20 protein-coding genes and 1 pseudogene are annotated in these 21,523 nt (G+C 60.3%); 8 read left to right on the top strand and 13 right to left on the bottom strand.

What is annotated here, in order from left to right; translation table 11 throughout:
• Window positions 1–11: 11 nt before the first annotated feature.
• The 10 genes from I5961_RS10505 to I5961_RS10550 all read right to left on the bottom strand — a co-directional run bounded on the left by I5961_RS10505 (window position 12) and on the right by I5961_RS10550 (window position 11,015).
• Window positions 12–1,148, bottom strand: a complete 1,137-nt coding sequence (locus I5961_RS10505; RefSeq protein ID WP_085704877.1) for a glycosyltransferase — start codon at window positions 1,146–1,148, stop codon at window positions 12–14.
• A complete protein-coding gene (locus I5961_RS10510) occupies window positions 1,141–2,109 on the bottom strand; it encodes a glycosyltransferase (RefSeq protein ID WP_085698615.1) in 969 nt (322 codons plus the stop codon). The genes I5961_RS10505 and I5961_RS10510 overlap by 8 nt, the downstream gene beginning before the upstream one ends.
• Complete coding sequence (locus I5961_RS10515) at window positions 2,106–3,476, bottom strand: O-antigen ligase family protein (protein WP_085704880.1); 1,371 nt, start codon at window positions 3,474–3,476, stop codon at window positions 2,106–2,108. The genes I5961_RS10510 and I5961_RS10515 overlap by 4 nt, the downstream gene beginning before the upstream one ends.
• Entirely contained in the window at window positions 3,473–4,483 is a 1,011-nt protein-coding gene (locus I5961_RS10520) for a glycosyltransferase family 4 protein (RefSeq protein ID WP_413541596.1), read from the bottom strand. The genes I5961_RS10515 and I5961_RS10520 overlap by 4 nt, the downstream gene beginning before the upstream one ends.
• Window positions 4,484–4,559: 76 nt before the next feature.
• Window positions 4,560–6,152 (bottom strand): GumC family protein, encoded by a 1,593-nt coding sequence (locus tag I5961_RS10525; protein WP_227235147.1) that lies wholly within the window; start codon window positions 6,150–6,152, stop codon window positions 4,560–4,562.
• Between the two features lie 17 nt (window positions 6,153–6,169).
• Window positions 6,170–7,195, bottom strand: a complete 1,026-nt coding sequence (locus I5961_RS10530) for a polysaccharide biosynthesis/export family protein (RefSeq protein WP_085698619.1) — start codon at window positions 7,193–7,195, stop codon at window positions 6,170–6,172.
• A 21-nt stretch (window positions 7,196–7,216) separates the two neighbouring features.
• Window positions 7,217–7,864, bottom strand: a complete 648-nt coding sequence (locus I5961_RS10535) for a CpsD/CapB family tyrosine-protein kinase (RefSeq protein ID WP_227235149.1) — start codon at window positions 7,862–7,864, stop codon at window positions 7,217–7,219.
• Complete coding sequence (locus tag I5961_RS10540; RefSeq protein ID WP_085698621.1) at window positions 7,864–8,610, bottom strand: sugar transferase; 747 nt, start codon at window positions 8,608–8,610, stop codon at window positions 7,864–7,866. Before I5961_RS10540 ends, I5961_RS10535 begins: the two co-directional genes overlap by 1 nt.
• A gap of 18 nt (window positions 8,611–8,628) precedes the next feature.
• Window positions 8,629–9,666 carry an NAD-dependent epimerase gene (locus I5961_RS10545; protein WP_085698622.1) on the bottom strand — a complete coding sequence of 346 codons (1,038 nt, stop codon included), beginning with the start codon at window positions 9,664–9,666 and terminating at the stop codon, window positions 8,629–8,631.
• Window positions 9,663–11,015 carry a UDP-glucose dehydrogenase family protein gene (locus I5961_RS10550; protein WP_085698623.1) on the bottom strand — a complete coding sequence of 451 codons (1,353 nt, stop codon included), beginning with the start codon at window positions 11,013–11,015 and terminating at the stop codon, window positions 9,663–9,665. Before I5961_RS10550 ends, I5961_RS10545 begins: the two co-directional genes overlap by 4 nt.
• Window positions 11,016–11,405: 390 nt before the next feature.
• Here I5961_RS10550 and I5961_RS10555 point away from each other — a divergent pair, with 390 nt between their 5' ends.
• From I5961_RS10555 to I5961_RS10585, 7 genes are all read left to right on the top strand, one after another.
• The gene (locus I5961_RS10555; RefSeq protein WP_085704886.1) at window positions 11,406–13,103 is read left to right on the top strand and encodes a sulfatase-like hydrolase/transferase; all 1,698 of its coding nucleotides are present in this window, start codon (window positions 11,406–11,408) and stop codon (window positions 13,101–13,103) included.
• Window positions 13,104–13,276: 173 nt separating this feature from the next.
• Window positions 13,277–13,930, top strand: a complete 654-nt coding sequence (locus tag I5961_RS10560) for an ABC transporter ATP-binding protein (protein WP_227235150.1) — start codon at window positions 13,277–13,279, stop codon at window positions 13,928–13,930.
• On the top strand, window positions 13,927–16,398 hold the full coding sequence (locus I5961_RS10565) for an FtsX-like permease family protein (RefSeq protein ID WP_085698626.1): 2,472 nt from the start codon (window positions 13,927–13,929) through the stop codon (window positions 16,396–16,398). The genes I5961_RS10560 and I5961_RS10565 overlap by 4 nt, the downstream gene beginning before the upstream one ends.
• Window positions 16,388–17,467, top strand: coding sequence for a lipocalin-like domain-containing protein (locus I5961_RS10570; protein ID WP_227235152.1), 1,080 nt, complete (start codon window positions 16,388–16,390; stop codon window positions 17,465–17,467). The genes I5961_RS10565 and I5961_RS10570 overlap by 11 nt, the downstream gene beginning before the upstream one ends.
• Before the next feature lie 87 nt (window positions 17,468–17,554).
• Entirely contained in the window at window positions 17,555–17,797 is a 243-nt protein-coding gene (locus I5961_RS10575) for a hypothetical protein (RefSeq protein ID WP_227235153.1), read from the top strand.
• 11 nt (window positions 17,798–17,808) lie between these two features.
• Window positions 17,809–17,988, top strand: a complete 180-nt coding sequence (locus tag I5961_RS10580; protein ID WP_227235155.1) for a hypothetical protein — start codon at window positions 17,809–17,811, stop codon at window positions 17,986–17,988.
• A gap of 83 nt (window positions 17,989–18,071) precedes the next feature.
• A complete protein-coding gene (locus I5961_RS10585) occupies window positions 18,072–18,650 on the top strand; it encodes a hypothetical protein (RefSeq protein WP_227235156.1) in 579 nt (192 codons plus the stop codon).
• Window positions 18,651–18,976: 326 nt separating this feature from the next.
• Here I5961_RS10585 and I5961_RS10590 read toward each other — a convergent pair whose 3' ends face one another.
• Window positions 18,977–19,798 (bottom strand): glycosyltransferase family 2 protein, encoded by an 822-nt coding sequence (locus I5961_RS10590; protein ID WP_085698631.1) that lies wholly within the window; start codon window positions 19,796–19,798, stop codon window positions 18,977–18,979.
• Window positions 19,799–20,063: 265 nt separating this feature from the next.
• Between I5961_RS10590 and I5961_RS10595 the strand changes: the two are divergent.
• Window positions 20,064–20,567, top strand: a pseudogene (locus I5961_RS10595) (VanW family protein); the annotation flags it as partial.
• Window positions 20,568–20,665: 98 nt separating this feature from the next.
• Here I5961_RS10595 and I5961_RS10600 read toward each other — a convergent pair.
• Both I5961_RS10600 and I5961_RS10605 read right to left on the bottom strand, forming a co-directional pair.
• Window positions 20,666–20,929 carry a hypothetical protein gene (locus tag I5961_RS10600; protein ID WP_227235158.1) on the bottom strand — a complete coding sequence of 88 codons (264 nt, stop codon included), beginning with the start codon at window positions 20,927–20,929 and terminating at the stop codon, window positions 20,666–20,668.
• A gap of 42 nt (window positions 20,930–20,971) precedes the next feature.
• Window positions 20,972–21,364 (bottom strand): hypothetical protein, encoded by a 393-nt coding sequence (locus tag I5961_RS10605; RefSeq protein ID WP_139834878.1) that lies wholly within the window; start codon window positions 21,362–21,364, stop codon window positions 20,972–20,974.
• Window positions 21,365–21,523: the final 159 nt, after the last annotated feature.

A 21,523-nucleotide genomic window follows, 5' to 3' on the forward strand; every position in this document is an offset into this window, starting at 1 on the left:
CGCTGTCCCTCTCAACGGTTTTGGTCAGGGTTCCACTGGGCATAACGCTGGCCGCGCAGGAACTGCCACAGGCCGATACTCATGCCCGCCAGTGTCACCAGCAGGAATGCCGCAAGGCGAAACGGTTTGGGCAAGCGGTGTTGCGAATCCAGCAGGCCGGCAATCGCGATGGCGTAGCCGACCAGTTGCGCGATCAGGCAGAGGCGATAGAAACCGTGCTCTTCCCACAGCCATAAATTGCTCAGAAGCAGTGGCAGCAACAGGATCGGCGCCAGGCGGCGGATCAACTTGTGGCTGATCAACGCAATCGAATACAGCCCATGCTTGAACGGATTGAGCAGTTCACTGCGTTGCGCCAGGCTTTGCAGGCCACCGACAGTAACCCGCTGGCGACGGCGAAACTGCTTGTCGGCTTCATCCACGCCGTGGTCGATCACTTGCGCTTCGGGCACGTAGACGATGCGTTTGAATTTCACCGGCGCGCAGGTGCTGATGAAGAAATCGTCGTTGACCTCCGCCGGTACGTTCTCGAACAGTTCGCGGCGCAGGGCGAGCAGGGCGCCGTCGGCGGAGACCATGCAACCGGTGCGATTCTCTACCCGGCGCAACCAGCCCTCGTAATGCCGGTACAGGCTGTCACCGACGCTCAAGCCGCCACCGGTAACCGGGATCACCATGTGCCCGGCGCAAGCGCCGACTTGCGGATCGCTCAGGGGCGCCAGCAGGTAGCCGAGGGTTTCCCGCGACCATTGGTTGTCGGCGTCGGTGAACACCAGAATGTCGCCCGTGGCCAGCGCTGTACCGGCATTCAGCGTGGCAGCCTTGCCCTGGCGGGGCAGGTCGAGCACGGTGATTCGCGGGTCGACGACTTTGTGCGCGCAGGCCACCGTGTCGTCGGTGGATCCGTCGCTGGCCAGAATGATTTGCAGGGAGGCCGGCTGATAGTCCTGCGACAGCAGCGAGCGCAGCTTGTGTTCGATGTGCCGCGCCTCGTTGTGGGCGGCGATGACGATGCTGATGTTCAGCGGCGGTGCCGGGCTGTGGCGCCACGCCGGGAACAGCGGAGCGAGCAGCGTCAGCAGCAGTGGATAGCCGACATAGGCGTACACCGGCAGCAGCAGGCACATCCAGAAAATGAATTCAGCCACGGGCAGGCCTCCTGGCGTTCCAATGACACAGACTGAGAATGAACGCGGCGCCCGCCAGGTGCAGGCGCATCCAGTGCAGGCCCCACAGTTGCAGGGTGAAACCGAGGTCATGTTGCCGGTGGCTCTGGCGCACGCTGAGTAACAGCCCCGGAAGCAGCGTCAGCATCACCATGACCGCGGCGTGATGGGGGAAACCGTCGAGCAGGGCGGATATCGCCAGAAAATCGAGAATCCAGACCAGGATCGACAGCATCGGAAACCGCAGCAGGCGCAGGCTGAAACCGTGGGTACGGAGCAATTGCAGATGACTGCCCTGACGCCACAGTTCCTTGCCCATCCATTCGCGCCAGTTCATTTCATAGCCCCAGTGCAGCGCGACGTTTTCATTGATCGACAGCAGCCGCGCGCCGTGTTCGTGCAGGCGCAGGGTGAATTCCTTGTCTTCGCCGGTGCGCAGGTTTTCATTGAAACCGCCGACCTTGTCGAACCAGCGCCGGCGCAGCAGCAGGTTGGCACTGGGCAGCCAGTCGACGACATGGCTGGTGTGCGTGGTCGGGCGCAAGGTACGGCGTTGCCACGCGGTGGCGTACCACGGCGCGGCGGCGGGCGTGTGCAGATCGAGACCGAAGACGTCGGCCTGGCCGCTGGCTTCGATGTCGAACAACGGCCGCAGCCAGTCTTCCGGCATCTCGATATCGGCGTCGATGAACGCCAGCCATTCCCCGGTGGCAATGGCCGTGCCGCGATTGCGCAACGCGCCGATCAGCAGTCCCGGCATCACCAGCACCTGGGCGCCGAACTGCCGGGCGATCTGCGGGCCGTCGTCGCTGGAGCCGTTGTCGACCACGATCAGCTCGCATTCGACATCGGCGGCGTGGGCGGCTTTCTGCGCGGCCAGCAGGGTGCGACCAATGTGCCGCGCCTCGTTGAACATCGGGATGACAATACTGATCCGGCTCATGCTTTGGCCTCCGTCATCGGCGCCTGCTCGGCTTTCAGGCGCAGGACGCTGGTCAGCGCAAGCATGATCCACAGGTATTTCTGGTTCGGCGCGCTGAGGAACATCAGGAACAGCGTCAGCGACAGGAAACTCACCCCGAGGTGGGTCATCAGATCCGCCTGTTGCCAGTTGCGCCGCTGCATCCATTCCTTGCGTGCCCGCATCAGGTTGTACAGGCCCAGCGCGAGCATGCCGACGAACATCAGACCGGCGGGAACCCCCAGTTCACTGAAGATTTCCAGGTAGGTGTTGTGCGCCCGACGGTACAGATCGCCGATCTTGCGGTTGGCGGAAAACGCCTTGGCATAGCCGGTGGTGGCGTAGTGCAGGGGGAAGGTGCCGGGGCCGGAACCGAGCAGCGGGTTCTCGCGCATCATCTGGCCGCCGACCACGATGTATGAGGCACGGCGACCGAGGGATTCATCGTTGTGCCCCTTGGCGCCGGCGCTCAACACGCTGAGGGACTGGATGCGCGCGATGTAACCGGCGGGCATCGCGTAGATCGCCAGCGGAATCACGATCGCCGCGCCGAGCATGGCAAAGCCCAGGTGACGGGGACGAATGCGCGTCAGTTGTGCGCGGTAGTGCCAGCAACCGATCACCAGACTCAAGGCCAGCACCACCAGCCCGGAGCGCGATTCGGTCTTGGTCATGCCGCCGAGCAGCAGCAGGCAGCAACCGCCCCAGAACAGCCGATGCAGCAAGTTCGGGCTGCGGATCACCAGCAGCAGCCCCAATGGAATGGCAAACGCAATCAGCAGGGCGAAGGCGTTGGGGTCTTCGAGCAGGCCGGCGGCGCGGCCCTGATCCTGGAATTTGGTGGAGAACATGGCCATGGCGCAGGTCATGCTGACGGCCAGGGTCACCAGCCGGGCGAACAGGTCAAGATTCAGCTCGCGGCCGATCAGCAGGGTGATGACAAACAGGATCAGGCCGACGCTGATTTCCCGCAGGTGGCCGAGCGACATGCCCATGTCATCGGTGTCGAGCAGGCTCAGAAAGTACAGGGTCATGAAGGCGATCAGAAAGCGCCAGATATTGCTGCGCAGACGATCCGAGGGAATCTGGTGCATCGCCAGTTGCAGCATCAGGATCACCGCCAGCGAAGCGCCGATCAGTTTGCTGCCGGACAGTGAGCTGTCCTTGAAGAAACCCTCGAACGGTACCAGGGCGGCAATGCCGAGCAGGCCCCAGGTCGGTTTGCGGTACAACACCGCGAACCCCACCAGACCGAGCACGGCGCCCGGCGCGAGATAGGGCCAGGGGCTGGCCAGCAGAGCGATGCAGACCAGGCCCAGCAGACTGACGATCGAGAGCGGGAAAATCATGCGCGTGCCTCCCGTGCCGTGCGGATGTACAGCTGCGACCAGCGTTCGGCCAGGGCCTTGAGGTCGTAGCGGTCCTGTTGCGTGCGTTTTGCGTTGTCGCGCAGTTGCCGCGCCAGGCCTGGCTCGGACAGCAACGTGTCGAGCTGGCGGGCGAGGGCGGCGCTATCGGTCGGGGCAGCGAGCAAACCGTTGTGGCGGTTCTCCAGCACGTCGGGAATTCCGCCGACGCCGAATGCCACCACCGGCACCCCGGCCTGCATCGCTTCCAGCAGAATCATCGGCGTGCCTTCGGTGCGCGAGCTGATCACCAGCGCATCGAGTTGCTGCCACCAATGCCGCATGTCGGTCTGATAACCCGGCAAGCGGATGCGCTGTTGCAACCCGGCGGCGTCGATTCGCGCCTGCAAGTCTTCGCGTTCCGGGCCGTCGCCGAGCATCACCGCATCGAGTTGCGGGTGTTGGTGACACAGCGGAATCAGCGCGTCGAGAAACAGATCCGGGCCTTTTTCACTGCTCAGACGCCCGACGTAACCGGCGAGCCAGCGTTGCCGGGGCGCTTCGGAAAGCAACGCGGCGGCTGCCGGCAGACCGTTAGGAATCACCTGCAACTTCTCCGCGCGCACGCTGGCCTGACGGTGCAACTGCGCGATGCTTTCGGCGACGCACACCACCCGATCCACCGACGCCGTGCGGCACAGTTGCAGGCTCAGCCAGGTGTAGAACTTTTGCTTGCGGCTGCGCGGGGTGAAGCCGTGTTGAGTGATCACCAGTGGCAGGCGCAACAGCGTGGCGCCGACCCAGCCGAACAACAGGCCTTTGAAATTGTGAGTGTTGATCAACGGACGTTCACCGCGCCGCTGACGCAAGTGCCGCAGCAGGGCAGCGAGCCCTGCGCAGCCTTGTGCATCGACGCCGGCTTCGCGAAAGCGCGCGATCAGTTCCGGCGGCGCATCGAGGAACAGCACCTGGTGCTGCCCCGGCGTCGCCAGGCAATGATCGAGCAACATCCGCTCGGCCCCGTAGAACCCGCCGCTGCTGAGCAAATGCACGATCGGCAGGGCGGCGTTCGGGTGGCGGGCGTGTTCAATTGCGCACCCAGTGCACGAAGCTTGGCACGGTCCAGTTCTTGTGCGGATTGCTCGGCTGCGCGTTCTGGTCGTTGATCACCAGCAGCACCGGCAGGCCCAGTTCGTGGCTGATTTGCGCCGGGTGTTTGAAGCGGTGGTCGAAGAACTCACGCACGTAGACCAGTGCAATCGCCAGCAACAGGCCGGTGAACAAACCGAACGGAATGATCAGCATCGGTTTGGGAAACGCTGCTTCGGTCGGCTCGAACGGTGGGCTCAACACCCGGGCGTTGGACAAGTCGTCGCTCAGCGAGCGGGTGGTGCTGCTTTCGGCAAAGCGCTGGGCGTAGGTCGAGAACGCGGCGTGCAGGGCATCGATTTCAGTGTCCATCTGCCGCAGCTTGCTCTGGGTCTGCTGCAACTCATGGATACGCGCCTTGAAGTCGGCGATGCGCGCGGTTTTCTGATCGATCACTTGCTGGACCACCGCCAGGTCGTTGGTGCGTTCCTGGATGCGGTTACTCACCACTTTGAGGAACTGCTGACGGGTGCGGGCAATCTGTTCGCGGGTCAGCAGCATCGGTTCGCTGCCGGGCTGGAACACCGCCAGATCGTTCATGTAGCGGCTGACCTGGGTGGTCAATTGCTCGCCCATCTGTTTGATTTCCCGGTCCTCGAACGCCACGTTGTCGACGGTGGTGGTGAAGGTGTAGGGGAAGGTGTAGTCGTTGAGTTTGCTGTTGCTGGCGGCGGCCAGCGCGGTCTTCAGGTACTCGAGCCAGCGCTGGCTCTGCAGCAGGCGGTCGCGGTACAGGTTCAGCGCCTGCTCCTCGGTGTTGATCGCGTTGAGGCGGAAGGTGATTTCCTCCTTCGGATCCGACGCGCCGACACTTTCCAGCAGCGCCTGGCGATTGCCCTCCAGACCATCGAGGCGCACCTGATACAGATGCTTCTTGGTTTCGTAGAAGGACTGCGGCAGATCGATCGATTGCAGCGCCTGACGGCTCACCAGGTAGTTCTGCAACAGGGCAGCGACGAAAGTCGTGCCTTGATGCGGGTCGGGGAAGCTGTAGATGATCGAGATCACGTTGGAGCCGGGCAGGGTCTCGATTTTCAGGCTGTCGATGGCTTGCTGGGTCAGCGCATCGAGCGCGGTGTCGCGCACCGGATCGGTTTCAAGCCCGAGGGTGTTGCGCACCGGGTTGATCACGTACTGGCGCAACGGCGAGCTGATGAAGCGCTTGAACGGTTCGCCCACCAATTTGCTGAACAGGCCCGGCGACGGAGTGTATTCGCCCTTGTCGCGCAGCTCGCTGATGGTCTGACGGATCAGCGCCGGCGAGCGCAGGATATTGCTCTCGGTTTCCATGTCCGCCAGCGACGGCGGGATGAAGGTGGCGTTGTCCACCGTCAGCGACGTGGTGGCGTCGCCCTGGGAGAGTTTTTTTGACTGCACGATCACCTGGGCGGTGATATCGAAGCTCTGTTTGAGCAGCAGCGGCAGCACCAGGGCGATCACTGCAAAGATCAGGAAGACGCGCTTCACCAGTTGCTTGTTGGCGAAGAAGATCCTGAAGAACTCATGCAGGTAGTTTTCCTTTGGATTCATGGTCGGTCACCTGAGAGTCAGTTGTTGTTGCTGTCTTTGTTGTCGACGCGGTAGCCGAAGCTGAAGCCCACGCCCTGGAACAGCACCACGTCGGCCAGTTGCCGGGCGAGTTCGCCGGCGCTGGCCAGTTTGGTTTTCGGCACGTACAGCATGTCGTCCGGTTGCAGGTAGGCGATTTGCGGCGCCTCGCCCGACAACGCTTTCTCGACGTCATAACGCACGGCCTGCACCTGATTGCCGTTGCGCCGCATGATCACCACCGAATCGAGCCGCGCCTTGACGTTGGTGCCGCGCGCCAGGGTCAGCGCCTCAAGCACCGACACTGGCCGGCGGATCGGGTAGGAGCCCGGCTGACCGACTTCGCCCAGCACGTAGATCTCGTTGCCGGCGGTGGACTTGAGCAGCACGTCCACGGTCATCCGGCCCGGCAGTTGCGCGTACTTCTTGTTGAGGAAGGTTTCGAGCTGGTTGACGGTCATGCCTTGCAGCGGCACCGCGCCGATTTCCGGGAAGCTCGCGTAACCGTCGGTGCCGACGGTGATCTCGCGGCTCATGCCGGTGGCCGGGTGGTTGAGGGCGTTTTTCAGATTCTGCTCGTTGGTCAGCGGGCTGATGATCTGCACCGTCAACTGATTGCGGTTGGGCTGGAACAGCTGTTTGCGTTGGTAGGCGCGCTGGATTTCCTGGCGCGCTTCGTCGCTGGTCAGCCCGGCGATTTTCACCGAAGTGTTGGCGCCCGGCAGTTCGATGGTGCCGTCCGGCAGCACCAACTGGTTGCCGTTGAGCTGACTGGCGGCGGTGAAGTTCAGGCCGATCTGGTCACCCGACTGCACGCGGTAGGCGTCCGAGCCGCTGGTGCTGATGTGGAAGATCACGTCCAGCACGTCTTGCGGGCGCAGGGTCTGTTCGACCTTGGGCATGTCGGTGGCCTGGGCGTTGGCCGGGGTGGCGGTGAGAATATTCACCGGCATGTTCTGGGTTTCGGAAGTGCTTGAGCAACCTGCAAGCGGCAGCATCAGCAGAACCAGTATCTTGGCGTTCATGGCGTCATCCCTCGCGGTTGCTTACAGGTTTTTGTACAGCCATTTGGGCATGTAGTACTTGCGCCGGTTGAACACGCTGCCGACCACTTTCGCCCCGGCCTGGGTCAACCGCTGCACCGCCGCTTGCGCGACTTCCCAGCGGGTGTCTTCGGCCCGTACCACGAACACCACGCCGTCGACCTGGGTGCTGATGACCAGCGTGTCGGCAGCCGAATACACCGCGTCGCCGTCGATCACCACAAAGCGGTACTGGCTGCCCAGTTGATCGAGCAACGGGCTCAGGCGCTCGGCGGTCAGGTGTTCCATGGTGCGGATCGGCCGGCCGTTGGGCAGCACGTGGAACGGCAGACTCGACACCTGCACCACGCAGTCCTGCAACAGCGGCGGATTATCCGGATTGAACAGCAGGTCACGCAGGCCGCGCTCCTTGCTCAGGTTCAGTTGCTGGGTCAGGTTGCTCACCGACTGGCTGGCGTCGACGTACAGCACCTGGCCGCTGCTCATTTGCGCCAGTTGACTGGCCAGTGCCAGCGCGCTGGTGGTGGTGCCGGCGCCGGGGTTGGCGGCGGTCAGGAACAGGATCCGCAGATCCAGGTCCAGCACGGTCGAAGTCAGGTTCGACTCGCTGGGGCTGGCAATGCTCAGGCTTTTGTTGGTTGAACCGTCCATTAGCTTGCTCCGTGGCCGCTGAATACTTTGAAGGGGGTTTTCAACAGAATCTTCAGATCAAGCAAAAGGCTCTGCTCGGCGATATAGCTGAGGTCCAACTCAACGCGCTGGTCGAAGTCGATGTTGCTGCGTCCGGAGATCTGCCACAGGCCGGTCATGCCGGGGTAGATCGCCAGACGAGCGAGGTGACTGTCCTTGTAGCGGTAGGCGTTGAACGAGGTCGGGCGAGGGCCGACCAGGCGCATGTCGCCGGTCACTACATTGATCAGGTTGGGCAATTCATCGAGGCTGGTACGCCGCAGGAAACCGCCGATCCCGGTGATGCGCGGGTCCTTGTCGATCTTGAAATCGATGGCGTCGGCACCGTGCTTGTTCAGATGGCGCAGCGACTCCTTGAGCTCTTCGGCGTTGGCGACCATGGTCCGGAACTTGTACATGCCGAACTTGCGGCCGCGGTAGCCGGTGCGTTTCTGCACGAACATCACCGGGCCTTTGCTGGTGAACTTGATGGCCAGCGCCAGACCGATCAGCAGCGGCGAAATCAGCAGCAGAATCATCAGTGCGCCGAGGCAGGCCACCACCCGGTTGGTGCGCGACAGTTGCCACGGCCGGCCACCTTCGCGACCGGTCACCCAGCCCTGGCCCTGACGATGGATCGCCGCGTCGAGGCGCATTCGCTGTTCCGGATCCATGCGTTTGTCACGCACCAGATGTTGGATCGGTACACCTTTTTCATGTCCAGTCATGGAGTCCTCCGCTGATGGTCAGCCGCGTGCGGCGCGTGGGCGATAGGCAGTGGGGTAGTAATCGCGGAACCAGGCGATGAACCGCCCCAGTCCCTCATCCAGCTCGATCCGGGGCTGAAACCCGGTGGCCTGGGCCAGATCGCCGGCCTCGGCGCAGGTGTTGAGCACGTCGCCCGGTTGCAGCGGCAGCAGCTCGACCACGGCTTTCTGGCCGAGGTGCTTTTCCAGCAGGGCGAGGTAGGTCTTCAGCTCGACCGGGTGCTGGCCGCCGATGTTGAACAGGCGCCACGGGGCCATGCTGCTGGCCGGGTCGGGCTGTTCGCGGTTCCACTCGGGATTGGCCCGGGGCGCGCGCTCGATCAGGCGTGCGATGCTTTCGATGATGTCGTCGATGTAGGTGAAATCACGCTGATGCTCGCCGTAGTTGAACAGCTTCAGCGGCGAGCCTTCACTGATTGCCCTGGCGAACTGGATCGGCGACATGTCCGGCCGGCCCCAGGGCCCGTACACCGTGAAAAACCGCAGCCCGGTGCAGGCGATGCCGAACAGATGGCTGTAACTGTGGGCCATCAATTCATTGGCTTTCTTGGTCGCGGCGTACAGCGACAGCGGGTGATTGACGCCGTCCTGTACCGAGTAAGGCGTGTGCTGGTTGGCGCCGTATACCGAACTGGACGAGGCGTAGATCAGGTGCTCGACCGGGTGCCGGCGGCAGCACTCCAGGATGTTCAGGAAACCGTCGAGGTTGCTGTCCAGATAGGCCCGTGGATTTTCCAGCGAATAACGCACCCCGGCCTGCGCCGCGAGGTGGACCACGACTTGCGGCCGTTCGCTTGCGAACAACGCTTGCAGAGCCGACGCGTCCGCCAGATCGATCATGGCGAGCTGAAAGTCGCCGATCTGCTCGCGCACCCAATCCACCCGATCGTGCTTGAGCTGCGGATCGTAGTAGCCGTTGAAATTGTCCAGGCCGATCACCTGATGGCCGTCGCGCACCAGCCGCAGTACGCAATGAGCACCAATGAACCCGGCCGCACCGGTGACGAGGATTTTCATGGCCGCAACCCGTCAGGCGCGATGTGGCGCAGACCGATGCCGCTGTAGTGCAGGCCGGCGGCTGCGACTTGTTCCGGGTTGTAGAGGTTGCGCCCATCGATGATGACTTTCGAGCGCAGCTTGCTGGCCAGCAGCTCGAAATCCACCACGCGGAAATTCTTCCACTCGGTGCAGATCACCAGTGCGTCGGCGTCTTCCAGGGTGTCGTCGCGGGTGGCGCACAGGTGCAGGTCATTGCGGTAACCGTAAATGCGCCGGCATTCGGACATCGCTTCCGGATCGTAGGCCTGCACGCTGGCGCCTTCGGCCCACAGCGCATCCATCAGATAACGGCTGGGGGCTTCGCGCATGTCATCGGTGTTCGGCTTGAACGCCAAACCCCAGATCGCGATCGACTTGCCGGCCAGGCCTTGAGGGAATTGCGCCTTGAGCTTGCTGAACAGGATGTGCCGCTGGCTGTCGTTGACGTCGGTGACGCTGCGCAGCAGTTTGAGCGGCATGCCGTTGTGTTCGGCGGTGTGCAGCAGGGCGCGCAGGTCCTTGGGAAAGCACGAACCGCCAAAACCGCAGCCGGGGTAGATGAAGTGATAGCCGATGCGCGGGTCGGAACCGATGCCCTTGCGCACCGCTTCGATATCGGCGCCGAGCAGTTCGGTGAGGTTGGCCAGCTCGTTCATGAAGCTGATGCGGGTGGCGAGCATCGCGTTGGCCGCGTACTTGGTCAGCTCGGCGCTGCGGTTGTCCATGAACATCAGTTTTTCGTGGTTACGGCAGAACGGCGCGTACAGCTCGCTCATTTGCTCGCGGGCCAAATCGTCGCGGGTGCCGACGATGATCCGGTCCGGACGCATGCAGTCGGCGAGGGCACTGCCTTCCTTGAGAAATTCGGGGTTGGACACCACTCGCACCGCCAGAGCGCTTTTGCCGCGCCGTTGCAGTTCTTCTTCAGCGGTGTGCAGCACCTGATCCGCCGTGCCGACCGGCACCGTGGATTTGATGATCAGCGTGCGATCGTCCTCCATGAAGCTTGCGATCTGCCGTGCCACGTTGAGCACGTGGCTGAGGTCGGCGGAACCGTCTTCGTCGGCTGGCGTGCCCACGGCGATGAAGATCAGTCCGGCATGTTCCACCGCATCGCTGGCCTGGGTGCTGAATAACAAACGCCCGGCCTTGATGTTTTCTTCCAAAGTTGCCGAGAGACCCGGTTCGCTAATAGGCGGTACTGCCTGTTGCAGTTGTTTAATTTTGTTCGGGTCAATATCGACGCACAATACGCGATGTCCGACATCGGCAAGTGCGGCTGCTTGTATCAGGCCAACATAGCCCGTACCAAATACGCTCACGTCCATATTGGCGTGCCTCGTAAGACGGTGATGGAAGATCGAAATTGAACTGTCAAAAGGGGTATAGCGCAGCGTGGGAAAAGCGTGTCAGCAAAATGACATGTTGCAGGTGTATAACACCCCCAAATTTGGGGACGAATGGCCATCAAGTGCTTGCTGTAGATGGATTTGTCCCGTCCTTGACATGTTTTTCACAATTCGAAGAAAACGATAAACGGTCGTAGACCGCGAAATTCAAGGGTTTTAACGACTTGGGTGTGTCAGATTTGAGTCAACAGTTTTTTGACGCTTTTTGATTATGTCCGACATTTCTTGCGCTTTGATGGCCCGGTGCTAGTGTCAGATTTTGACCGACAATCCCTTGACAATGCTTCGTCGGACGCGCCCGGAATTGCCATGTTTCGATATCTGAAAGAACTGCTTTTAATTATTTATCTGCTGCTTTATTTCGAATATTACCTTGACCGCTTAAATGCGATGGGTATGGGGTTGGCAGTACTTCTTTTTGGCGCGATGTTTTTGACGCTAACGTTTTCGTTATTACTAACGGCCTATATACGTCAGACTTTCATCCGGCATTTGTTCGCATTGACAATGTTTGTTTCGGCGGTGTTCTTCGATGTGTATACAAGGGTGACCGCCGATTACCTGACCTACAGCAGTTTCGTTTCGCTGGTGTACTCCGGCGGCTTCATCCAGGAAGCGGCGTATCAGTACCGGGGGGCGATCATCCACGGGCTGCTCAACGGGTTGTTGCTGTTGTTCGGGATCGGCCTCAAGCCACGGCACGCGATTGCGGTACCCAATGCCCTGCGGATCGCTGCGCCGGTGTGCGGTGTGTTGCTGCTCAGCGCCGTGTTGTTCGTGCGGGCCGGCGAGGGCGCGCGCGGATTGCCGATCATGTATACGCCGCTGGCCTATCTGAACCTGTTCGGCTACGAAGCGCTGCACAACACCGTCGGCCCGCGTGAGCCGGTGACCCTGGCACGCAATGGCCCGGCGGTCGGTCATGACATCGTGCTGATCATCGACGAAAGCATTTCCGGCAATTACCTGGACATCAATGCGCCGTTCGGTGTGCACAGCAACCTCAAGCAGGCCCGTCCGGGCGTCGAAATCTTTAATTACGGTTACGCGGCGTCCATCGCCAATTGCAGCGCCGACACCAACATCACCTTGCGCTACGGCGGCACCCGCGCCGACTACATGCGCATCAACAGCACACTGCCGTCGATCTGGCAGTACGCCAAAAAGGCCGGTATGCGCACGGTCTACATCGACGCGCAGCGCACCGGCGGCAACCTGCAGAATCTGATGAACGACGCCGAGAAAAAGGACATCGACGAATTCGTGCAATTTGACCAGACCAGCGTGCGCGACCGCGACATGGCCGCCGCGGCCAAGCTGATCGAACTGCTTAACGACGACAAGCCGGAGCTGGTGCTGATCAACAAGGTCGGCGCGCATTTCCCGGTGCACGACAAATACCCCGACGCCTTTATGGCCTACCGCCCGACCTTGCCTCGCGGGCAGTTCACGGAAGTCGCCGATACCGGCGAACGCACCGGTTTCAACGGCCAGCCGGATGACTGGGTGCTGTATCGCAACGCCTACAAGAACACCGTGCTGTGGAATGTCGGCGAGTTCTTCTCGCGGGTATTTGCCCAGGCCAATCTGCACAACGCGCTGCTGATCTACACCTCCGACCACGGCCAGGATTTGCACGAGCGGGGGAATCCGGGACTCAACACCCACTGCGGCGGCGATCCGGTGGAAGAAGAAGGGCTGGTGCCACTGGTGGTGATCCAGGGCGATCAGTTACAGACGCTCGACTGGTCGGCGCAACTGGCGGCGAACAAGGACCGTTCCAGTCACTACAACATCTTCCCGACCCTGCTGCAGTTGATGGGCTACGACCTGCCGGGAATCGAAGCGGTGTACGGCAAACCGCTGAGCGTGGCGACGGCGGATGAATTCACCTTCAACTACCGCTTCAACGCGCGGCTGGGGGCCAAACCCGAGTGGAAACACATCGACCTGAGCAGCATCGTGACGCCGGGTGAGGCGCCGACGAGTGTGGCGGTGGGTCAGTGATTTATGGGTTGTCCAGGCTGGCCTCATCGCGAGCAAGCTCGCTCCCACATTTGGAATGCAGTTTCCTGTGGAAGCGAGCTTGCTCGCGATGAGGGCGGATCAGACAAAGCAGAGTTCAGATCCATTCCTTGTATCCGCTATCCTTGGCCGACACGGATCGATCGGATGGCGGCATGCTCCAGGTTCAAAACGTCTTCAAAAGCTACCTCACCCCGCAAGGCCCGCTGCCGGTGCTGCAAGGCATCGACCTGACGCTCAAGCCCGGCAGCAGCCTGGCGCTGATGGGCGAGTCGGGCAGCGGCAAGAGCACGCTGCTGCACCTGATCGCCGGGCTCGACAAGGTCGACAGCGGCAGCATCAGCAGCGGCGAGCACCGTCTGGACCGGATGAACGAGGCGCAACTGGCCAACTGGCGGCGCACCGAAATCGGTCTGGTGTTCCAGCAGTTCAACCTGATCGGCAGTCTGCGGATCGAGGACAACCTGGCGTTTCAGGCGCGGCTCGCCGGTCGACATGACCCGAACTGGCAGCATCATCTGGTGCAACGCCTGGGGCTGGGCGAATTGCTCAAGCGCTATCCCGAACAACTCTCCGGCGGCCAGCAACAGCGGGTCGCGCTCGGTCGGGCACTGGCCGCACAACCGAAACTGCTACTGGCCGACGAGCCCACCGGCAGCCTCGACGAAAACACCAGCGATGAAGTGCTGCGGCTGTTGCTGGAATTACTCGACGACACACCGACCACGCTGCTGATGGTCACCCACAGTCAGCGCGTGGCAGCGCGGCTGGCGGAGCGGGTGGTGTTGTCCAGCGGTCGATTGACGTGAAGGTTTTCCGCCACGCGCTGACGGCGCTGCTCAGTCACTGGCGGCGCCATCCGGTGCAGTTTTTCAGCGTGCTGACCGGGTTGTGGCTGGCCACCAGCCTGTTGACCGGAGTCGAAGCGCTCAACAGTCAGGCGCGGGACAGTTACGCCCGGGCCAGCCAGTTGATCGGCGGCGAACCCCAGGCCAGCCTCAGCACGCCGAACGGCGCGACCTTCCCGCAACAATGGTTCGTTGACCTGCGGCGTCAGGGCTGGCCGGTGTCGCCGGTGCTGCAAGGTCGCCTGACGCTCAAGAATCACGAAAACCAGCGTCTGCAATTGATGGGCATCGAGCCCGTGTCCTTGCCCGGTGACAGCGCGGTGGCCGGGCAGGCGATGCCGATCGAGCGGATTGTCGAGTTCTTCAGCCCGCCGGGCAGCACCTGGATTTCTCCCGAAACCTTGCGGGCGCTGAACCTCGCCGACGGCGCGACGCCAACCACTGAATCCGGGCAGACGTTGCCGCCGCTGCGAGCGCAAACCGACATGGCCCCCGGCGTGCTGTTGGTGGACATCGGCGTCGCTCAGCGCGTGCTCGAACAACCCGATCAGCTGTCACGTCTGCTGCTGCCGAAGGATTTTCACGCCGAGGTGCCGGCCGCGTTCAACAGCCAGTTACAGCTCAAGAGCAGCGGCGAGGAAAACAATCTGGCGCGACTGACCGAGAGCTTCCACCTCAACCTCGATGCCCTCGGGTTTCTCTCGTTCATTGTCGGTTTGTTCATTGTTCACGCGGCTATCGGTCTGGCGCTGGAACAGCGCCGGGGATTGCTGCGCACCTTGAGAGCCTGCGGTGTCAGCGCGCGGATGCTGATCGCTTGCCTGATCGTCGAGCTCGGCGCGTTGGCGTTGATCGGCGGGTTGTTCGGCGTGGTCAGCGGTTACTGGCTGGCGAGCGTGCTGTTGCCGGACGTCGCGGCCAGCCTGCGCGGTCTCTACGGCGCGGAAGTGGCGGGGCAGTTGCGTCTGAGTCCATGGTGGTGGTTCAGCGGCATCGGTTTGAGCCTGCTCGGCGCGTTGCTGGCCGGGGCCAACAGTTTGCTGCGGGCGGCGCGTCTGCCGTTGCTGGCGGTGGCGGATCCGCAGGCCTGGCATCAACAACATGCGCGCTGGTTGCGACGTCAGGGCTGGGTGGCCGGCGTATGTGCGGCGATTGCGTTGGCCGCGCTGGTGTGGGGCAACAGTCTCGCCAGCGGTTTTGTGTTGATGGCGGGATTGTTGCTCGGCGCCGCGCTGGCGCTGCCAGTGTTGCTCAGTGCGTTGCTCAACGGGTTGCTCGGGCGCAGCCGCTCGGTGCTCGGTCAGTGGTTTCTCGCCGATTGCCGCCAGCAATTGCCGGCGCTGAGTCTGGCGTTGATGGCGCTGCTGCTGGCAATGGCGGCGAACATCGGCGCCGGCAGCATGACCGCCGGTTTCCGCCAGACCTTCGACGATTGGCTCGAACAACGGCTCACCGCCGAGCTTTATCTGAACCCGAGCAACCCGGCTCAGGCGCGGGAGCTGTACACCTGGCTCAAACAGCAATCGAGCGTCACCGCGATCATGCCCAACTGGCAGGTCTCTGTGACGCTGCAAGGCTGGCCGGCGGACGTCTTCGGGATCATCGATCATCCGCACTATCGTCAGCACTGGCCGTTGCTCGAAGCGCGGGGCGATGACCCGTGGGCGGCGCTGGCCAAGGACGATGCAGTGATGCTCAGTGAACAACTGGCGCGTCGCTTGAAAGTGAGGCCGGGCGATCACCTGACGATTCCCACGCCGGGCGGGTCGTGGTCGCCACGCATCGTCGGCATCTACGCCGACTACGGCAACCCCAAGGGCCATGTGCTGGTCAACAGCAATCATCTTTTGCGCGGCTGGCCGCAACTGACGCCGAACCGTTTCAACCTGCGCATCGACCCGCCGAATATCCCGGCGCTGCTCAGTGCCTTGCAGGCGCGCTTTCAGCTTGATGACAGCCGCATCGTCGATCAGGCTCGGCTCAAAGGCTGGTCGGTGCAAGTCTTCGAACGCACCTTTGCCGCGACCGCCGCCTTGAATAGCCTGACGCTGGCCGTCGCCGGTGTGGCGCTGTTCATCAGCCTGCTGACCCAGAGCCAAAGCCGCCTCGGCCAGCTCGCGCCGTTGTGGGCCCTGGGCGTGACGCGACGCCAGTTGATGCTGCTCAACCTTGGGCAAACGTGGCTGCTGGCGCTGTTGACGCTGGTGCTGGCCTTGCCGTTGGGCATCGGTCTGGCGTGGTGTCTGGACGCGGTCATCAATGTGCAGGCCTTTGGCTGGCGTCTGCCGCTGCGGGTGTTTCCATTGCAGTTGCTGCAACTGATGGGGCTGGCGCTGCTGGCGACGTTGCTGGCCTCGGCGTGGCCGCTGTATTCGCTGTACCGCACGCAACCGGCGGACTTGTTGAGGACGTTTGCCCATGAGGACTAGGTTTGCGGTGGTGTTTCTGGCGGTTTTTCTGGCGTCGTTGCTCAGTGGTTGCGACAACCCCGCACCGGAACAGAAGGGCTTCGCCGGGATGGGCGCCCAGGCGCAGGCCTTCACGCCGGTGGTGCCGGGGCGAGTGTTCAGCTTTCCGGCGGATCACGGCGCCCATGACGGTTTCCGTATCGAATGGTGGTATGTGACGGCCAATCTCAAGGATGCGCAGGGCAACGATTTCGGCGTGCAGTGGACGTTGTTTCGCAGCGCTCTGAACGCCTCGCCGCAGCAGCCGGGCTGGGCCAACCAGACGATCTGGCTCGGGCACGCGGCGGTGACCTCAGCCAGCGTCCACCACGCTGCCGAGCGTTACGCCCGTGGCGGCGTCGGGCAGGCCGGGGTGCATGCAGTGCCGTTCGAGGCGTGGATCGATGACTGGCGTTTCGTCAGTCAGGCAAGCGATCCGCTGGCCGACCTGCAACTCAGCGCTCGGGATAAAAACTTCAGCTACCAACTGCGCCTGACTTCCAGCCGTCCGCTGGTGCTGCAGGGTGACAAGGGTTTCAGCCAGAAATCCGAACAGGGGCAGGCGTCGTATTACTACAGCCAGCCGTTTTTCCAGGCCAGCGGTACCCTGCAGATCGACGGTCAGACCTACACCGTCAACGGCCCGGCCTGGCTTGATCGCGAGTGGAGCAGCCAGCCGCTGACCGCCAACCAGACCGGGTGGGACTGGTTCTCCCTGCATCTGGACAGCGGCGAACACGTCATGCTCTACCGCATGCGTCAGAAGGAAGGTGCGCCTTATCTCACCGGTACGTGGATTGCTGCCGATGGCCAGACTGAAACGCTGCAGGCCGGGCAGATCAAGCTGACCCCGCAGGACACTGCGAAGGTAGCCGGACGTTCGATGCCGGTGCGCTGGTCGATCGGCATTCCGGAAAAAGATCTGCAGATCACCCTCGATGCAATCAATCCCGATGCCTGGATGAACCTGCGCATTCCGTATTGGGAAGGGCCGGTGCGCCTGAGCGGCAACCGGGGCGGGCAGGGCTATCTGGAGATGACCGGGTACTGATTCCGCGCTCCGGGCCGGAGAAGAAATCGATTGGAACTCTCTCCAGAATGCCGCCTCTACCGAGGAACATGGCCGAGGATCCGATCCATGAGCGAGGAACTGAAACCGCCAGACCTGACGACCTGGCAGCAAATGTTTGACGATCAGACGTACTGGCAACAATCCCCCGATGCCCATTACTTTGATTTGCAGCGCATCGCTGACGATCTGTTGGGGCAGGGTGCGATCGATCTTGAGCAGTGGCAGCTGCTCAAAGCCAAGGCCGATGACCTGCACAAGGACTCGCCCGCGGTGAACGTCGCGCGGCAACTTGATGACCCCGAAGCCTGAGGAGGCCTGGCATGAATACTGTCCTTGATAGCGAGCACCCCGACGAACCTCGTCCGCCGGGTGAAACCGAACGCGACAATGATGCACTGCGTCCCACCGATCCCAAACAGCGGCAGCGTTCCGGGAAAGGCACCGCCAGTGGCGAGTCCACGGCGCAGGACACCGCGCAGCGATCGCGGAACAAACCCTGATGCGCATCTATGCTCAGTGGCACTCCAATCGCTGAATACGTTGGCGATGGGGGCTGCCATCCATCACAGGGAATGTACCGCTTATGAAGCTCCAAGCACTGACGCACGCCATTGCACTTGCAACTGTTCTGTCTGCTTCCACGGCGTTCGCTGCCGATATTCCATTGTCGGCGACTGTCGAAAAGGATCAGGTCACCACCAAGGTGCTCGCAGTTGATCCGGCCAATCATCAGGTTGTCCTTGAAGGCGAAGAAGGTCGCCAGGTGCACATTCAGCTCAGCGACAAGGCGAAAAATCTGGGAAATCTGAAGGTGGGTGATCTGGTCAAGATCGAGGTTCAACATTCGATCGCCGCTTTCCTGGACACCGATGTGGATAAAGGTCTGCCTGGCTCCACTGAGCGCACAGGTGAACTGCGCAACGCCGTGGGCAGCAGCAATCCCGGTGGCGAGGCCTTCCGCCAGATTCAGGTGCAATTGAAAATCACCAAAATTGATTTGGCGACAAACCGGGTCACTCTGGAAAACCCGTCGGGCCAGTCCAAAACCCTCAACGTCGAAAAGCCTGAGATTCAGGCCAAACTGAAAAACCTGAAAGTGGGGCAGAGCGTCATCGTCACTTACACCGATGTATTAAAAGTGACCAGTCAGCATGAAAGTTGAGTATTGACTCTACAGCGTGACTGTTCTTGTACAAGTAATTGTATGAGAGCAGTCATATGAAGTGTTCGAGGTGGTGAATTCAGAAAGTTTGTCGGGAAATATCGATGAGCAATATTCTTTAACTTTTCAGTACATAAAATTCATCTTCAATTAGCACGACATATCCGCCAACTTCCATTAAAATCCCTCCCGTTCGCCCAGTGTCAGGGCTCTTTACCGGTGCATGGATTGCCAGGCCATCACACTGGGCGAACACCTCCTCGGAGTAGAGGCCAAAGAATTCAGATGCAAAAAGGGCGACTTTAAAGTCGCCCTTTTTAATTGCCTTACGATTTGGCAGGTCGCATGCCCCGTTGTAACTGAAGGCGCTTGAGCGTTTCCTGATACATGGTGGTGCGGCGGTGCTGTGTGCCGTATCCACCGATAGCTGCCACGGTGCCGGCCTGGATGTGATCGAGGTAGCGGAAGATGGTGCGCGGCGAGAGGCATTTGATGCCGTAGCCAAGGGTGCTTAAACGATCCTGCAGCGTGTATCCCGGGACCCGGTCGTCCATCGAAAAATGCAGCCCGTGAGCTTTGATCAACCGTGCATTCCACAAGGTGCAGAAGCTTTTCAGGTGAGTTTCCCGGTAGGGTTTCGGATCTCGGGAGGGCAACCCCAAGTGCTGTTTTGCCCGGCGGAAATAGTGTTTGAAGTAACGCGAAGACAAGCGCCAGGTGTCTCTAAGGACGCCGCGATCTAATTGCTCGACGCAACCGACCGCTGCTGTATCCAAAGATTGCATACATTCATTCATCATCATCGAAAAGACAGTGCTGTCAAAAACGAAAGTATCGGTGTGCAGCAAAAACAGGTAATCGGTTTCAACTTTTGCAAGTGCCAGATCAAGTGCCTTGCCATGAGCAATATGCCCCGCTTCCTTGCCGGGGGAAGGGCGCTCGATCAAGTTGATCCAGTCCAGAGACCGCAAGTAGACCAGGCTTTCATCGGCGGAATCATTGTCCACCACCCACACCGGAATTTGATGCTCCTTGACGTATTGCTGGAGAAACTCCAGGCACATCCGGGTTATTTCCGGCGTCTTGTAATTGACCAATACAAGGCTGAAGGCGGGCAGTTGTTTTGAGGTGGAATCGATCGCACTCATGGTCCGGGCTCACTTCAAGGTGAAGGGTTCTGCTGACAGCAATCAGCACACAGAACCGTTGCTTTGTGGCCCGGATGGTAGGTACGCAACCTTAGTTCAAACTTAATTTTCGAGCGCCCGGTCCGGGTGACTTGTTACGGCTTGCGACGCAGGCGAGGCGCTTGGCGATCAAGCGCGGTTCCACGGTAAGATGCGCCGCCATTACAAGCTCAAGGAAGACAACGGCTTGCGCCGTTCGCCACGGATGAAACCACTTTCCCTCTAACGCCCGGGCTACGTCGAAGGCATGGAACTCTCATTCGGCTAAGCCCGCATCGGCGGCGGCATCTGCCAACTCAGCAACCACATCCACTGGATGGCCATTCACTCACCCTTGATCGTCATCGAACGCGCTAACCACAGCTTCGACCCGTTCCTGGAAGACGGCCGCGTCCTGCCATTCGGCTCCGGCGCGGCGATCTTCTACAACTACATCGACCTGGTGCTGCACAACCCGACGGATCGCAGCTTTCAGCTGAAGCTGAAGGTGGGGGAGACGTAGTTGGAGGGCGAGTTGTTTTGTGATCGGGAGCGGGCGTATCGGTATCACGTATTCGAGGTGGGGCATCGGTTTGTGCGGGAGGGGGAGCGGGTGTATCGGGAGAATGAAATTTGGCGGGAGGTGAGGGAGAAGGGGCAGGTGGGGGCTTTGGTGGAGAGGGAGAGGTTGTATGGGAATCGGGTGGTGGTTAAGTATGAGGTTTTGGAGGGGGTGATTGAGGGGAGATAGTGGTGATGTCGCTTTAGTCATTTGGTTTGCTTCATGTGTCGGAAGCGTTTGTCGATTCTAGCTTTCCAGGTTTTTTAATATGTTCTCTAGCGCGATTTTCAGCTCTGCCCAGTTTTTGGCTTTTCACAATGAGTAGGATTTTGCCAGTCTTGATTGCGGATTAGAGAGATTACAAAGGAACCGTATGTGCTGAATTCTGGATGCCATCCGATATCGAGTATTTGGCCGCATGGGAAAGTCGCTTGAAAAAGGTCTTCCTTTAAGTTTTCTATTTCGAGAGAAGTGTCGATTGTTTTATCAAGCTGGGAAATGTCATCGAGAGTTATTTTGGCTCCGAGAGTGATGATTTTGCTTGTGTTCATTTAGTGATATCCAAGGGGTATTTGAGGGGGGTTGAGCACTACTCAGGTGTTGGTTGGGTAAAGGGTGATTTGAATGGCTGAAATCTCTATAAAGCTCGGAAAAATAAGATCTCTATTTTCGTTTTTTAGTGAGATGAGGATGATGGAGTTGCCGAGTTTTAGCGAGCTGCATCCATCTTTGCTAATAGAAATCAGCTCTGCTGTTATATAGGTTGTTTCTGCTTCGTGGCGAATTGATGGTGTGTTGCTCATTGATGTGGAGATGTTTTTACCCCAATAAAAATCATCATCAATATTTATTTCGACGTCATAGGAACGGTTTTCTATTGCCTCTAGATTGAATAAGCTTGAAAGACCTTCTCCGTAAGGGGTGGAGAATTCAACAAGGGTCTTTTCTGTGTGGATTTTAACTATGCGCGATATTGTGATTTTCATGAGTTTATTAAGTAAAAGGGGGCGGATTAGAGTAAAAGGGGACGGATTTATTTTCTTTAACGAAAAATAAATCTGTCCCCTTTTGGTCTATTTTCGAAGTTTAAATGATAAGCGGCGTAGATTGCGATCCACTTTCGAAGTGACTCATCCTGTGAAGGT

Origin of the sequence: Pseudomonas sp. IAC-BECa141 (genome assembly GCF_020544405.1) — a bacterium.
Lineage (GTDB): Bacteria > Pseudomonadota > Gammaproteobacteria > Pseudomonadales > Pseudomonadaceae > Aquipseudomonas.

Bases quoted from the DNA above. Each gene is read 5' to 3' on its own strand.
- I5961_RS10590 (WP_085698631.1), bottom strand. From the start codon at position 19,798: ATGAGTGCGATCGATTCCACCTCAAAACAACTGCCCGCCTTCAGCCTT.
- I5961_RS10550 (WP_085698623.1), bottom strand. From the start codon at position 11,015: ATGGACGTGAGCGTATTTGGTACGGGCTATGTTGGCCTGATACAAGCA.
- I5961_RS10605 (WP_139834878.1), bottom strand. From the start codon at position 21,364: ATGAAAATCACAATATCGCGCATAGTTAAAATCCACACAGAAAAGACC.
- I5961_RS10515 (WP_085704880.1), bottom strand. From the start codon at position 3,476: ATGATTTTCCCGCTCTCGATCGTCAGTCTGCTGGGCCTGGTCTGCATC.
- I5961_RS10520 (WP_413541596.1), bottom strand. From the start codon at position 4,483: ATGTTGCTCGATCATTGCCTGGCGACGCCGGGGCAGCACCAGGTGCTG.
- I5961_RS10600 (WP_227235158.1), bottom strand. From the start codon at position 20,929: ATGAACACAAGCAAAATCATCACTCTCGGAGCCAAAATAACTCTCGAT.
- I5961_RS10570 (WP_227235152.1), top strand. From the start codon at position 16,388: ATGAGGACTAGGTTTGCGGTGGTGTTTCTGGCGGTTTTTCTGGCGTCG.
- I5961_RS10560 (WP_227235150.1), top strand. From the start codon at position 13,277: ATGCTCCAGGTTCAAAACGTCTTCAAAAGCTACCTCACCCCGCAAGGC.
- I5961_RS10545 (WP_085698622.1), bottom strand. From the start codon at position 9,666: ATGAAAATCCTCGTCACCGGTGCGGCCGGGTTCATTGGTGCTCATTGC.
- I5961_RS10525 (WP_227235147.1), bottom strand. From the start codon at position 6,152: ATGAATCCAAAGGAAAACTACCTGCATGAGTTCTTCAGGATCTTCTTC.
- I5961_RS10535 (WP_227235149.1), bottom strand. From the start codon at position 7,864: ATGGACGGTTCAACCAACAAAAGCCTGAGCATTGCCAGCCCCAGCGAG.
- I5961_RS10540 (WP_085698621.1), bottom strand. From the start codon at position 8,610: ATGACTGGACATGAAAAAGGTGTACCGATCCAACATCTGGTGCGTGAC.
- I5961_RS10530 (WP_085698619.1), bottom strand. From the start codon at position 7,195: ATGAACGCCAAGATACTGGTTCTGCTGATGCTGCCGCTTGCAGGTTGC.
- I5961_RS10575 (WP_227235153.1), top strand. From the start codon at position 17,555: ATGAGCGAGGAACTGAAACCGCCAGACCTGACGACCTGGCAGCAAATG.
- I5961_RS10580 (WP_227235155.1), top strand. From the start codon at position 17,809: ATGAATACTGTCCTTGATAGCGAGCACCCCGACGAACCTCGTCCGCCG.
- I5961_RS10510 (WP_085698615.1), bottom strand. From the start codon at position 2,109: ATGAGCCGGATCAGTATTGTCATCCCGATGTTCAACGAGGCGCGGCAC.
- I5961_RS10555 (WP_085704886.1), top strand. From the start codon at position 11,406: ATGTTTCGATATCTGAAAGAACTGCTTTTAATTATTTATCTGCTGCTT.
- I5961_RS10585 (WP_227235156.1), top strand. From the start codon at position 18,072: ATGAAGCTCCAAGCACTGACGCACGCCATTGCACTTGCAACTGTTCTG.